Annotated in this window: 13 protein-coding genes; 9 read left to right on the plus strand and 4 right to left on the minus strand. The window is 48.0% G+C overall.

Features of this window, described 5'->3' with window-relative positions:
- Positions 1–3: 3 nt before the first annotated feature.
- Genes DXA93_RS02540 through DXA93_RS02550 form a run of 3 tightly spaced genes read right to left on the minus strand, consistent with a single transcriptional unit; the run spans position 4 to position 1,663 of the window.
- Positions 4–402 (minus strand): DUF4234 domain-containing protein, encoded by a 399-nt coding sequence (locus DXA93_RS02540; protein ID WP_022462917.1) that lies wholly within the window; start codon positions 400–402, stop codon positions 4–6.
- 15 nt (positions 403–417) lie between these two features.
- Positions 418–882 carry a DUF2752 domain-containing protein gene (locus DXA93_RS02545; protein ID WP_117510575.1) on the minus strand — a complete coding sequence of 155 codons (465 nt, stop codon included), beginning with the start codon at positions 880–882 and terminating at the stop codon, positions 418–420.
- The gene (locus tag DXA93_RS02550) at positions 848–1,663 is read right to left on the minus strand and encodes a MurR/RpiR family transcriptional regulator (protein WP_022462919.1); all 816 of its coding nucleotides are present in this window, start codon (positions 1,661–1,663) and stop codon (positions 848–850) included. The genes DXA93_RS02545 and DXA93_RS02550 overlap by 35 nt, the downstream gene beginning before the upstream one ends.
- A gap of 242 nt (positions 1,664–1,905) precedes the next feature.
- Here DXA93_RS02550 and nagA point away from each other — a divergent pair, with 242 nt between their 5' ends.
- The 8 genes from nagA (at position 1,906) to DXA93_RS02590 (ending at position 10,715) form a co-directional block, all read left to right on the plus strand.
- The gene (nagA, locus tag DXA93_RS02555; protein WP_119207687.1) at positions 1,906–3,015 is read left to right on the plus strand and encodes an N-acetylglucosamine-6-phosphate deacetylase; all 1,110 of its coding nucleotides are present in this window, start codon (positions 1,906–1,908) and stop codon (positions 3,013–3,015) included.
- A 34-nt stretch (positions 3,016–3,049) separates the two neighbouring features.
- Entirely contained in the window at positions 3,050–3,790 is a 741-nt protein-coding gene (gene nagB, locus DXA93_RS02560) for a glucosamine-6-phosphate deaminase (protein WP_117761352.1), read from the plus strand.
- 462 nt (positions 3,791–4,252) lie between these two features.
- Positions 4,253–6,235 carry a methionine--tRNA ligase gene (gene metG / locus DXA93_RS02565; protein WP_119207688.1) on the plus strand — a complete coding sequence of 661 codons (1,983 nt, stop codon included), beginning with the start codon at positions 4,253–4,255 and terminating at the stop codon, positions 6,233–6,235.
- Between the two features lie 261 nt (positions 6,236–6,496).
- Positions 6,497–7,183, plus strand: coding sequence for a hypothetical protein (locus DXA93_RS02570; RefSeq protein WP_147399499.1), 687 nt, complete (start codon positions 6,497–6,499; stop codon positions 7,181–7,183).
- A 208-nt stretch (positions 7,184–7,391) separates the two neighbouring features.
- A complete protein-coding gene (locus DXA93_RS02575; RefSeq protein WP_119207689.1) occupies positions 7,392–8,069 on the plus strand; it encodes a DUF3990 domain-containing protein in 678 nt (225 codons plus the stop codon).
- Entirely contained in the window at positions 8,050–8,697 is a 648-nt protein-coding gene (locus DXA93_RS02580; RefSeq protein WP_055220951.1) for a helix-turn-helix domain-containing protein, read from the plus strand. The genes DXA93_RS02575 and DXA93_RS02580 overlap by 20 nt, the downstream gene beginning before the upstream one ends.
- Positions 8,698–9,072: 375 nt before the next feature.
- Positions 9,073–9,783: a hypothetical protein gene (locus DXA93_RS02585; protein ID WP_118595546.1), complete on the plus strand. Its 711-nt coding sequence runs from the start codon at positions 9,073–9,075 to the stop codon at positions 9,781–9,783.
- A gap of 344 nt (positions 9,784–10,127) precedes the next feature.
- Positions 10,128–10,715: a hypothetical protein gene (locus DXA93_RS02590; protein ID WP_147399500.1), complete on the plus strand. Its 588-nt coding sequence runs from the start codon at positions 10,128–10,130 to the stop codon at positions 10,713–10,715.
- Between the two features lie 90 nt (positions 10,716–10,805).
- On the opposite strand, the gene DXA93_RS02595 is transcribed toward DXA93_RS02590, so the two are convergent.
- Complete coding sequence (locus DXA93_RS02595) at positions 10,806–11,591, minus strand: type III pantothenate kinase (protein ID WP_119207690.1); 786 nt, start codon at positions 11,589–11,591, stop codon at positions 10,806–10,808.
- Positions 11,592–11,757: 166 nt separating this feature from the next.
- On the opposite strand from DXA93_RS02595, the gene coaBC reads away from it, so the two are divergent.
- Positions 11,758–12,954: a bifunctional phosphopantothenoylcysteine decarboxylase/phosphopantothenate--cysteine ligase CoaBC gene (coaBC, locus tag DXA93_RS02600; RefSeq protein ID WP_119207691.1), complete on the plus strand. Its 1,197-nt coding sequence runs from the start codon at positions 11,758–11,760 to the stop codon at positions 12,952–12,954.
- Positions 12,955–13,069 lie beyond the last annotated feature (115 nt).

Consider the following 13,069-nt stretch of genomic DNA (forward strand, 5'->3'; position numbering starts at 1 on the left):
TGCTTAATATGCACGTGAATTATAAACGAGTGCCGTCTTATTCAGGTTCTGGATCATGAAATAGTCGGCAACGAGCTGGCCGATGCCGCCGGTCAGGTAGCCGAGCAGCGTCCACAGAAGAATGGCAGAACCATTTTCCTCAATCATCACACCGTAGCGGTCGTAGGATTCGCGGTACATGCGGTTCGCCTGCTTGTAACGCCAGTAAACGCCGTAAATTCCACAGGTAACCCAGGACAGAAGCAGCACAATAATGTAGTTCGGGCTGTCTTCGCCGTCACCGTAAAAGATGGTGTTCAGGTCTTCCACATAAACATACCAGAAGTAGATCGAGTAGAGTCCGCACGTCAGAAATGTGAGCAGAAGATAGAACCAGAAACTGCGGTTGTCTTTTACATTCATTTGTAAATACCCCCTTTAATTAAGATAGAACCATTGTAGCACGCGCCCGAGAGAAGGGTCAATAGAAAGGAGCGGGTCGTGGTAATAAATGCGCCAGGCATAAACGGCGAGAAGCAGCACGACAAGCACCGTAATGATCCCCTTTTTAAAACGCCGAAGTCCCGCCGTCTGTTCCGGCCCGAAGAAGAGCCATATCCCTGCGGGCAGTACGGCATAGACGAGCGGATGCATCCGAAATGCCGCCCGAAAATGACCCGAGAGCAGAAGCAGTACCGCGCGGCTCATTCCGCAGCCCGGGCAGGAAATGCCGGTGGAAAACCGGATCGGACAGCCGATGCCTGTGAGGGTGATGAAGGCGACGTAAACGCCGAGGAGCAGGCAGAAGAAAAAGAAATCGCGGCAGCGTTTCTTCAGAAAAGAAAGATACGCGCTGCCGCGGCCGGGATCACGTTTCATGGAGTTTGGTGACGGCGTATTCATATAAAGCCTCCTTGCGCTCGCTGTCGGTCGTGAGAAAATGCGAGTACAGAACGTCGATCATAACGAGAATCGGGAACTGCGGAGAGATTGCGCCGCCGTTTTTCAGATGCTCTTTGACCGCAAGCAGCAGGACTTCATCGCAGAAGGCATCGTAATCGCTGGAGCTGCGGGAAGTAAAGAGAATGGTAGAGGCTCCCTTTTCCTTTGCGGCTCCGAGCGCACGCAGCACCTCCGGTGTCTGTCCGCTGACGGTAATGCCGATTGCAGCGCAGCTCTCATTGAGCAGAACGGCATTCATTTTCATGATGTGAATGTCGGTAATTGCTTCAATATCCACGCCTGCAAGCATAAAACGCAGCTTCATTTCCTGGGCGGAAAGTCCGGAGCTTCCAAGACCGTAGACATACACCCGACGCTTCGAAGTGAGAATATGGCAGATGCGGTCAATCTGCGCGCGGTCGGCGAGCGAGTAGCTTTTATTCAGCAGCTCCTGATACGTATTCAGCACCTGTTTGATGTGATCGTCCGTACCGGGCAGTGCGGCGTTTAGACCTTCCTGGTAACGGTAGACAAATTCGCGGTAGCCCGTGTAGCCGCATTTTTTCGCAAAGCGGGAGAGCGAAGCCTCCGAAACATAGAGCAGTTCCGAAACGTGGCGCGCGGACAGATCCGACTCGTCGGTATTATGAATAAAAAAATCTGCTACCGTCCGTTCCAGGGGAGTGAACGAGGGATAGACAGACTCAATGACAGGAATAATCGATTTTTCAAAGTGTTCCATGGAACGTAAGTCCTCCTGGTATCTGTAAATATCTGAAAAAAATTCAGATCAGTTCTTGCTTTATTGTATCACAGGCAGAGTGGTGAATCAACTTTCAATTGTGTGTGAATTGCACGGGAAAGCGGGCGGAAAAATGGAAAGAACTTTAATGACGTGAAAGTAATTTCTAAAATATAAAAATAGTTGAAAATAAAATCAACATAAATTATAATCAGAACAGATCAAAGAAAGAAGGCAAGACAATGATTATCAAAAACGGACGCGTATTTCAGGAAGACGGAACGTTTGCGGAAAAAGATCTTTATATAGAAGGAAAACGTTTCGTTTCCACAAAAGAAGAAGTGATCGATCAGGAAGTGATCGATGCGAAAGGCATGATGGTTCTGCCGGGACTGGTTGACGTACACAGCCACGGCGCTGCCGGACATGATTTTTCAGACGGAGACGTGGAAGGTTTAAAAGAGATCCTGCGCTACGAGAAAGCGCACGGCATCACCTCTTACTGCCCGACATCCATGACACTGCCAAAAGACGATCTGCTGAAAATCTTCGGAACCATCGAAGCAATCAAAGATGAGCCGGAAGCAGAAGTGATCGCCGGCGTCAACATGGAAGGACCGTTCATCGATCCGATCAAAAAAGGCGCACAGGCAGAGGAGAACATCGTGGCTCCGAACGCTGAGTTCTTCCGCGCATGCAATGCGGCGAGCGGCGGAAAAATCCGTCTCGTAACCCTGGCCCCGAATATGCCTGGCTCACTGGAATTTATCAAAGAGGTTTCCGATGAAGTCATGGTTTCCATCGGCCATACGACAGCAGATTATGACACCGCGCTGGCTGCTATGAAAGCAGGAGCACACCATGTCACCCATCTGTACAACGCCATGCCGCCGTTCGCACACCGTAACCCTGGTGTCATCGGCGCCGCATTCGACGATCCGGAGTGCTGCATGGAGCTGATCTGTGACGGCTATCACATTCACGGTGCGGTTGTCCGCGCGACCTTCTCCATGATGGGAAGTGAGCGCATGGTTCTCATCAGCGATTCCATGATGGCAACAGGAATGCCAAACGGAACGTATTCCCTCGGGGGACAGGCTGTCTGGATGAAAGACGGAAAAGCAACCCTGACCGACGGTGAGACCATCGCGGGTTCCGCTACGAACCTGTACGACTGCATGAGAAAAGCAGTTTCGTTTGATATTCCGCTGGCAGATGCCATTTTTGCGGCAACAAGAAATCCGGCACAGAGCATCGGTATCTACGATGAAGTAGGATCCATTGCACCGGGCAAAAAAGCGCATGTACTTCTGGTGGACGACGAACTGAACCTGAAACAGGTTATTATGTAATTTATTATATAGAAGAAATTTGGAGGAAAAACAAATGTTATTAATTGAAGCAAAAGATTACAATGATATGAGCAGAAAAGCAGCAAACATCATCTCCGCGCAGGTGATCATGAAACCACACGCAGTGCTCGGCCTTGCAACCGGATCTACCCCGGTCGGCGCTTACAAACAGCTCGTTGAGTGGTACAACAAAGGCGACCTTGATTTCGCAAATGTCACCAGCGTAAACCTGGACGAGTACAAAGGACTCTCTCCGGAGAATGATCAGAGCTATCGTTACTTCATGAACACCAACCTGTTCAATCATGTCAACATCAACAAAGAGCGTACCTTCGTTCCGAACGGACTGGAGCCGGACAGCGAAAAAGCATGTGCAGCATACAACGAAATCATCCGCAGCGTCGGCGGCATTGACCTGCAGCTTCTTGGACTTGGAAACAACGGCCACATCGGATTCAACGAGCCGGGCGCAGCATTCGAGAAAGAGACACACTGCGTTGACCTGACCGAGAGCACCATTCAGGCAAATAAACGTTTCTTTGAAAAAGTAGAGGATGTTCCGACCCAGGCATACACCATGGGAATCAAGAACATCATGCAGGCGAGAAAAGTTCTGCTGATCGTCAGCGGCGAAGGAAAAGCAGAGATCCTCGACAAAGTTCTGTACGGACCGGTTACTCCGCAGGTTCCGGCTTCCATCCTGCAGCTTCACAACGATCTGACAGTTGTAGCAGATGAAGCAGCAATGTCTGTGATCAAAGCAAACCACAGATAATTGTTACGATGAATGAAAGGTCCGCCGAATGGGGAGAATATGAAAAAATCCCCGTACGGCGGGCTTTTTTGCGGTTTACAAATTGATGTAAATGTGTTAGCATAAAACCAGTGCATAAAAACAAAACACAGTGACGAAGAGAGTACATCTGCATGTGCGAATTTACAGAGAACACCCCCGAAAACTATTCCGGTTTTGCAGGCTGAGAGGGGAGGAGGAGCGGCAGATCGAACATGGCTTCCGAGAGGCGCACCGAACCGTGAGAACAACAATCTGAAACGGTAAGGCTGCGACAGGTTCCGCCTGTTACAGCGGAGAGGTATAGCACATGTACCTGCAGAGGTTTCTGCCGTGAGGCAGGGACGAAAAGAAGTGGTATCACGGGTAAACAAACCTGTCTTCTTCCGACTACAAGAGAGCGGAATAAGGCAGTTTTTTTATTTGAAAGGAGAAATGAAAGCAATGGAAAAAATCAGACCAAAATATTATATCACCACGGCGATTGCCTACACATCCGGCAAGCCGCACATCGGAAACACCTACGAGATCGTACTCGCGGACAGCATCGCCCGCTTCAAACGTCAGCAGGGCTACGATGTATTCTTCCAGACCGGAACCGATGAGCATGGCCAGAAGATCGAGCTGAAAGCAGAAGAGGCAGGTATCACGCCAAAAGAATTCGTAGACAACGTATCCACCGAGATCAAGAGAATCTGGGATCTGATGAATACGTCCTACGACAAATTCATCCGTACCACCGACGCCGATCACGAGGCACAGGTACAGAAAATCTTCAAAAAACTGTACGATCAGGGAGATATCTACAAAGGATATTACGAAGGTCTTTACTGTACACCGTGTGAATCCTTCTTCACCGAGTCCCAGCTCGTAGACGGAAAATGCCCGGACTGCGGACGCCCGGTTACGCCGGCAAAAGAAGAAGCATATTTCTTCAAGATGAGCAAATATGCACCGAGACTGATCGATTATATCAACACTCATCCGGAATTCATCCAGCCGGTTTCCAGAAAGAACGAGATGATGAACAACTTCCTTCTTCCGGGACTGCAGGATCTCTGTGTATCCAGAACCTCCTTCACCTGGGGAATCCCGGTATCCTTCGACCCGAAGCACGTTACCTATGTATGGCTGGATGCACTGACCAACTACATCACTGGAATCGGTTATGACTGTGACGGAAACAGTTCCGAGCAGTTCAACAAGCTGTGGCCGGCAGACCTGCATCTGATCGGAAAAGACATCATCCGTTTCCATACCATTTACTGGCCGATCTTCCTGATGGCACTTGATCTGCCGCTGCCGAAACAGGTATTTGGTCATCCGTGGCTGCTGCAGGGCGACGGCAAGATGAGTAAATCCAAAGGAAACGTGATCTACGCAGACGATCTGGTAGACCTGTTCGGCGTAGACGCTGTCCGCTACTTCGTTCTGCACGAGATGCCGTTTGAGAACGACGGTGTCATTACCTGGGAGCTGCTGGTTGAGCGTATGAATTCCGACCTTGCCAATACTCTTGGAAACTTGGTAAACCGTACCATCTCCATGAGCAACAAATACTTCGGCGGCGTTGTGACAAAGACCGGCGCAGCAGAAGAGGTGGATGATGATCTGAAAGCAGTCGTTACCGCAACAAAAGCAAAAGTTGCTGCCAAGATGGAAGAACTGCGTGTGGCAGATGCCATGACCGAGATCTTTGGCCTGTTCAAACGCTGCAACAAATATATCGACGAGACCATGCCGTGGGCACTGGCAAAAGACGAGGCAAAGAAAGACCGTCTGGAAGAAGTTCTGTACAACCTGGTAGAGAGCATCACCATCGGCGCATGCCTGCTCGAGTCTTTCATGCCGGAGACCACCGAGAAGATCCTGGCTCAGTTGAATGCAGAGAAACGCAGCTACGAAGAGCTGGATCAGTTCGGACTGTATACATCGGGCAATCAGGTAACCGATCAGCCGCAGATCCTGTTCCAGAGACTCGACGTCAAAGAGGTTATGGAAAAAGTAGAAGTGATCCAGGCAAAACAGAAAGCTGCCATGGCTGCCGCATCCGGAGAAGAAGAAAAAGAAGAGGAGGCAGTGATCGACCTTGAGCCGAAGGAGGAAATTACTTTCGAAGATTTCGGAAAAATGCAGTTCCAGGTAGGTGAAATCATCTCCTGCGAGCCAGTGAAGAAATCGAAAAAACTCCTCTGCTTCCAGGTTAAAGTCGGAAGCCAGACAAGACAGATCGTCTCCGGAATCAAAGCATATTACAAACCGGAAGATACCATCGGAATGAAGGTTATGGTCCTGACCAACCTGAAACCGGCCAAACTGGCAGGAATGATGTCCGAAGGAATGCTGCTCTGCGCCGAGGACGCCGAAGGCAACGTATGCCTCATGACCCCGGAAAAAGCAATGCCGGCGGGTGCGGAGATCTGCTAGAGCGGAAAATAGAATAGAATGAAAGTTGAAATCCCTTTCCATGCGTGATGTGTGGGGAGGGATTTTTTGCGTTTTAAAAAGTTAAGGAAAACGTCATATAAAGATTCTGAATCTTATGATAATATAATGATAAAGAGAGAATATTTGAACGGGTTTATCGAATATGACAACAGGAAGGAGGAGCGTTGTGTGAGAAAAATGCGGACGTTATTTCTGGTTTTACTTTGTTGCGGACTGTCATTGTATGCGGGGGTATCTTATGTGAAGGCAGAGGAAAAGGTTCCTTCTGATTACGATGCTTATTTGCAGGAAACAGGGATGCCAGAGAATGAGATACAAAAGCTGGATGAGCATGTGAAGCAGTTTATCGTCGATGATTTAAAAAGCGGAGATGGAAAATTCGGGTATATGAAAATCAATGCAGAAGAACAGATGATGAATGGAAGTGCGGAAGATTTTACGGGAATTGAATTTTATGCATCAGCCTTCAAAAATGGTTCGGCGATTTATGTTTATCCAACCTATGGATTCACAGAGAACAAAAAGCCCTGTGGAAACGACAGCTTCTCGTTTTTACTAGGAGAGGCGATCAGACCGTATGAATTTGGCGGAACCTTATGGTACAAAGACAACACAATGAGCGACTGGGCAGTCAGTGGAAATCTTATTGCAAACAACCAACAGCTAAACGGCGCCAGCTACTCCGGAAGCCAGCTGGGAACACCGAGATCTGCGATGAAATTCATGGGAACCACATATTGCCATGCGTCGGTGGGGACGGGGGATGATAACAGAATTTTGATGGGGTATTCGTATCAGCCGAAGGAAGTAAGAGTTGAGTTATTCGGATGGAGGCTTTCGAGAAAACAAATAATTTTTGTGCTGGCGGGAGGAGTTGTTGTAGGAAGCGTATGGTGGAGAAAAAATAAGGGTAAGACGCAAAAATAGCCACCCCTGTCTGCAAACTAGGCGACCATTTTTGACATAATTAGTAAACAGGCTGACCGTCTGTCGGCAGCGCTCTTTTTCGACATCATAGCATCACGCTTTTGTAAAAATGTCAAAAGTTCTTTCAAACATATTTTCTGAATCCAAATTTTTCTATTTGTTGTTTTTATACGCCTTTAGGAGTATAATTTGAAGCAGAGGTGGTAAAATGAAAAAAACAGTTTATCATGGTTCGGATCATATTATTGAACGGCCGAAATATGGTTATGGAAAAATTTATAATGATTATGGTGTTGGATTTTACTGTACAGAAAACCAAAATATGGCCAAAGAATGGGGTGTCAGTGCGGATAAAAATGGTTACGCAAATAGATATGAGATTGAATGTGATGGATTGAAAGTTCTCGATTTGAATATGCGCGACTATACAATGCTCCATTGGCTTACGATTTTGTTGGAAAATCGAGAATTTGATGCATCCACACCGTTGGCGGCAGAAGCAAAAGAATATTTGCTACAAAATTTTCATCTTGATTATGAAAAGGCAGATATTATCATTGGATATCGTGCTGACGACAGCTATTTTTCTTTTGCAGCGGATTTTATTAATGGTGCAATTTCTTACCGTCAGTTGAGTAATGCAATGCGTCTGGGAAAACTGGGCCAGCAGTTTGTTTTAAAAAGCACAAGAGCATTTGAACGTTTGGAATTTACAGGGTATGAGATTGCAAGTGTGCAGGAATGGTATAAGAGGAAAGCATCCCGTGATCATATGGCGCGTCGGCAATATTTTGATTTGGAACGAAACCGCCGTCAGCGGGGTGATTTATATATCACCACAATTTTAGATGAGGAGATGAAACCAGATGATCCACGCTTACGATAAATTATATCTTTCTGTTGCACAAAAAAATCTTGCCTGCATGCTGGATTATATGGTCAATGATTTAAAACGGCCGTTGGAAACTGTATGGCAGTGGTTTTGTATGAGTAATACAGCGTCACGGTTTGAACGAGGTGACTGTTCTGTGGTAGCGGGAATGTCGGGAGTTGAAATTGCATATGAAGTATTACAGGAAGCAGGGGAACCAAAGCCGGAACAAGCCCCCTCTTATTCTTACGATCGCAGCCCTGAATATTGGACAGGCTGGGCGTTGGCCTATTATCAGTGGAGTACCAGTTTGTCTTTTGCGGAAATAAACCAGGCTATTCCTGTAACTGAAGTGCGAATGCTCTACACGCCATATCATGAAATGGATGTTCGTCAGTTTGTAGATAAAATGAATGAATTATATCGTGAAGCAAAACCGGAGACAAACTTGAAAGAATTGCGTACTTTTGCAAATCTAAGTCAGAGTGAACTGGCACAGCAGGCAGGTGTTTCGGTTCGGACCATTCAGCAGTATGAACAGCGAAGAAAGGATATTAACAAGGCGCAGACAGAGACCTTGTTGAAGATTGCGCGGGCATTAGTATGTACGGTAGAAGATCTGGTGGAGAAAGTTCCAACTTGATAAAATGAATAAAAAGTTTTTTGTTCAAAGTTTCAGAAAACGTCATAAACTTTTCCCCTACGCAAGGTTATATCTTCAGCCCCGGGAGGCCGCTGGGAGAGAGCTTAAGCAAAACTCGATTATCAGAACAAGCGAACTAATTGAAAATAGACGCTCCCCTTGTGTTATAGATACTAGGGGAGCGTTTTTAAATAGCGGTAGAGAATTTCTATAAGGGATGTTGTTGCTTTTTCTTTGATTTAAATCGAATGCATAAGAAAAATGTAAGAAAATTTTCACCAAACGTCATAGATTTTCAGAAGAATATATGGTAGTATAGGGCTAACAAAAAAAGTATGTGAAAAAAATAACAAAGCGGAAAGGAGATGCAGGTGTATGAATAAAAAATTAGCAGGTATTTTTGCAATGTGTGCTCTGTTGCTGACTGGATGTCAGGGAGCGAAAGAGAGCAGCAAGGAAATTACGCCGCCGGATACCGGATGGGGGAAAACGGTGGATGAAGTGCTTGCCGACTGGAATCTGGATCGGGACCAGGTGGAAATTTTCTCCGAAACTAACAGTGCAGCCGCGATCGCAGTAGATACAGAAGCCACTGTTTTCGGCGAGCAAACTTCCAGAGTCATGTTTCAGTTTATCAACCTCGATCAGACCGGAGCGACGGGAAAACCAGTATTGTGCGAAGTAGACATCACCTACCCGGATGATGCCGATATGGATACCGTGAAAAAAGAGATGGAAAAATCCTACGGAAGTTCCAAAGACTCCATTACCCGCTATGAGCTGTACCAGTCGCTGGGCGACGATCAGCTCCCGGAATATACTTACAAAAAAGCAGATCAGCTTGCCGTCTGGTCCGGCGAGAGCCTGAAAGATGCGATTCCTTCCGATAAGAGCACCGAATACGAAACTGCCTGGGAAGCATACCAGCCTGGCCTTACTGCCGACAACTGGGAGAGCTACACTGAACAGACAAGCATGGCAACCGCCGTATGCGCATCCGGCGCAGAAGCATTTCCAATGTTTGAAAAAAACGGTGTCAGCCTCGAAGCTTATCCGGGACTGGTATATGAGCAGGTGAAAAAGTAATATGAAATGTAACTATTCAGAGCCATGCGAAATGAAAGAAAATCGTGAATCATGCTTGCATGAATGAACGGTTTTCTGGAATTTCATATGGCGAGAAGCAACATCGAGATGCAGCGCAAGCGGAATCGAGATGGGGTTCTGAATAGTTACTATGAAATAAGAAAGTCATAAACTCCCGGCAGTGCTGGGAGTTTTTCCGTGCATAGGGAGAGGGAAAAGAGTGTGTCCCGGAAAAATTCATGATATACTGAAAAGAGAAAATTCAACTTTTGGAAGGTTCCCGGAATGTCTGTTTTGGAAGAGAGGTGATTTCCTTGAAACGTATGAAAAAGAGAAAAATCACTGTGTTAGCTGGAGTGATCCTTTGCGTGATTGCAGGATGTCTGGTAAAAAGAATGACGGCGGTGTATACACAGAAAGAAAATCCCATTGGTCCTGAGCGGGGTACGACAGATGTTTTCCTGACGGCAGCAGATTTCATCTCAGAAAAATCGGATCAGGAACTGCTGCAGGAAATCGAAACCTTTGATACGGACAAAGCCGAGATGATTTATCTTTATATCCCGGAAGACACCGGAGCCGGAATGTCCTTTGCGATCACGCGCGAGGATCATCCGGAGGAGATGGACGAAATTCTCTCGACCATTTACGGAGAAAAAATTTCCTGCCAGAAGCCAAAACAGGTATTCAACATGACAGAGAGGATTTTGTATGATTATAACTGGTATGTTCTGATCTACGATCATGAGATGAATCAGATGGCGCTTGTATTTCTGTATTCCGATGATGTGATTGTATACAATGGTCATGTACTTCAGACAACAGAAACGTATGATGAAAGCATTCGCCCGTGTATTTTAAAACTGAAAGAGGAGAATCAGGAAAAACTGAAAAGCGGAGAGGCAACACAAAGAAGGGTTGCGATTCCATAGAAAAATAGAGAAAAGCGTGCCTGGAGAACAGACACGCTTTTTAACGTCATGCAGAATGAAAAAGTCTGATGAATATTTGGAAGTACGATTTTAATTTGCACAATTCCGCTCACACAGGAACGCCAGCCCTTTCAGCAGAAGGTTCGGGTCATAGATATGAGGATGTAAAACGAGCGGTTCGACGAAGCGTGCCGCGCCGCCGGTGAGGATGAGGGTGGCGGGGGAGCCGAGTTCGGCTTCGATGCGCTGGACCATTCCGTCGAGCATCGCGGCCATGCCGACGATGGTGCCGGAGAGAATGCATTCTTCGGTGTTTCTGCCAATGATGCGTTTCGGGATCTGGAGGTCGAGCCGCGGGAGCTGGGCGGTCCGCTCGGAGAGGGCGCCAAGTCCCATATCGAGTCCCGGTGCGATGGCGCCGCCGCAGAAGACGCTGTTTTCCCGGATGACATTGAAGGTCGTCGCTGTTCCAAGATCCACGGTGATGACCGGCAGCGGATAATGTGCGGCGGCCCAGGCTGCATCAACGAGGCGGTCGCGGCCTACTTTTTCCGGTTCCGGGATGGAAAATGTCATGCCGAGATCACTTTCGGATGTGACGAGCAGCGGTTCTGTGCCGAACAGATTACGGACACATTCCTGCAGAAGCGTCAGAGCCGACGGAACAACGCTGGAAATGATGACGCCCCGAAAGTCGGACGGGGAAAGATTCTTGTCTTCAAAAAGCTGCTCGATCGCAGATTCATACTGGCTGGCAGACCAGGTGTGGTTGATGTCAATCCGGGCTGTGAATTCGAGGGAATACGCTTGCTGCGGTGCGGTCCGGACGCCGCCGAGCGTAACGGTTGTGTTCCCGATATCAATGGCTAAAATCATAAAAATACCTCGCGATTATTTTAAAAGTAGAGCTCTTTTGTCCTTTTATTATAAAGCCTTTTTGCATCAATGGCAAACAGGATTGGTTGTAATCTGTTTTTCTGTCTGCTATACTTAAAACTATCATAGGAAAAAAGTTGCTTCGAGGCAGCAGAACGGAGTTACAATGGAAAATCTTGACGGAAAATGTGTTGTACTTGGTGTGACAGGTGGAATTGCCGCCTATAAAATGGCAAATGTGGCGAGCGGTCTTCGGAAAGCCGGAGCAGACGTGCATGTCATCATGACCGAAAACGCGACGCAGTTCATCACCCCGCTGACGTTCGAGACGCTGACCAACAACCGCTGCGTGGTCGATACGTTTGCGCGTGATTTTAAATATGAGGTGACGCATATTTCGCTGGCAAAAGCGGCGGATCTGATTATGATTGCCCCGGCTACCGCCAATGTGATTGCAAAAATGGCACACGGCATTGCAGATGATATGCTGACAACGGTGGTGCTCGCAGCGAAGTGCAAAAAGCTGGTCGCTCCGGCGATGAATACGGCGATGCTGGAAAATCCGATTACGCAGGATAATCTGGCGACGCTGAAAAAATACGGTTTCGGCATCATCGAGCCGACCGTGGGAATGCTGGCGTGCAAGGACGTCGGAAAAGGAAAACTGCCGGACCCGGAGGTGCTGCTCGATTATATCGCGATGGAGCTTGCCCGCGAAAAGACGCTCGCTGGTGTGCGTGTCACCGTGACTGCAGGCCCGACGCAGGAATCCCTCGATCCGGTGCGGTATCTGACGAACCATAGCAGCGGCCGCATGGGATACGCGATTGCGCGGAAGGCGATGCTCCGCGGCGCGCAGGTAACGCTGATTTCCGGCCCGGTTTCATTAGCCCCGGTTCCAGGCGTTGTGATGCGACCGGTGACGACGGCGAAGGACATGCTGGAGGCGGTGCGGGAGACATTGCCGGAGACGGATATTCTGATTAAGGCGGCCGCGGTTGCTGATTACCGGCCTGTGACGGTGGCGGATCAGAAAATCAAAAAGAAGGACGGTGACATGAGCATTCCGCTGGAGCGCACCGACGATATTCTGGGATGGGTGGAAAAGAACCGTCATCCGGGGTTGTTTGTGTGCGGCTTCTCGATGGAAACCGAGAACATGGTGGAAAACTCGCGTGCAAAGCTGGAGAAGAAGCATCTGGACATGATCGCGGCAAACAATTTGAAGACAGAGGGTGCCGGCTTCGGTGTGGCGACGAATGTGGTGACGCTGATCACGAAGGACGGCATCAAGGAGCTTCCGCTCATGGGAAAAGACGAAGTGGCGGGCTGCCTGCTGGATGAGATTGCGGCGCGGCGGTGATCATGTTGAAGTGTGACTTTTTTTCGTTTCCTGGTTGACGCGGGAAAAATGAATGCGTTATAATAAGCACAGGCGCAGCGGCGCACTTTACTTTTACGAAAACAACGAACGATAG

Source organism: Blautia sp. OF09-25XD, assembly GCF_003482095.1.
Taxonomy (GTDB): Bacteria; Bacillota; Clostridia; order Lachnospirales; family Lachnospiraceae; genus Fusicatenibacter; species Fusicatenibacter saccharivorans.

Bases quoted from the DNA above. Each gene is read 5' to 3' on its own strand.
- coaBC (WP_119207691.1), top strand. From the start codon at position 11,758: ATGGAAAATCTTGACGGAAAATGTGTTGTACTTGGTGTGACAGGTGGA.
- metG (WP_119207688.1), top strand. From the start codon at position 4,253: ATGGAAAAAATCAGACCAAAATATTATATCACCACGGCGATTGCCTAC.
- DXA93_RS02595 (WP_119207690.1), bottom strand. From the start codon at position 11,591: ATGATTTTAGCCATTGATATCGGGAACACAACCGTTACGCTCGGCGGC.
- DXA93_RS02575 (WP_119207689.1), top strand. From the start codon at position 7,392: ATGAAAAAAACAGTTTATCATGGTTCGGATCATATTATTGAACGGCCG.
- nagB (WP_117761352.1), top strand. From the start codon at position 3,050: ATGTTATTAATTGAAGCAAAAGATTACAATGATATGAGCAGAAAAGCA.
- DXA93_RS02550 (WP_022462919.1), bottom strand. From the start codon at position 1,663: ATGGAACACTTTGAAAAATCGATTATTCCTGTCATTGAGTCTGTCTAT.
- DXA93_RS02580 (WP_055220951.1), top strand. From the start codon at position 8,050: ATGATCCACGCTTACGATAAATTATATCTTTCTGTTGCACAAAAAAAT.
- DXA93_RS02545 (WP_117510575.1), bottom strand. From the start codon at position 882: ATGAATACGCCGTCACCAAACTCCATGAAACGTGATCCCGGCCGCGGC.
- DXA93_RS02585 (WP_118595546.1), top strand. From the start codon at position 9,073: ATGAATAAAAAATTAGCAGGTATTTTTGCAATGTGTGCTCTGTTGCTG.
- DXA93_RS02540 (WP_022462917.1), bottom strand. From the start codon at position 402: ATGAATGTAAAAGACAACCGCAGTTTCTGGTTCTATCTTCTGCTCACA.
- nagA (WP_119207687.1), top strand. From the start codon at position 1,906: ATGATTATCAAAAACGGACGCGTATTTCAGGAAGACGGAACGTTTGCG.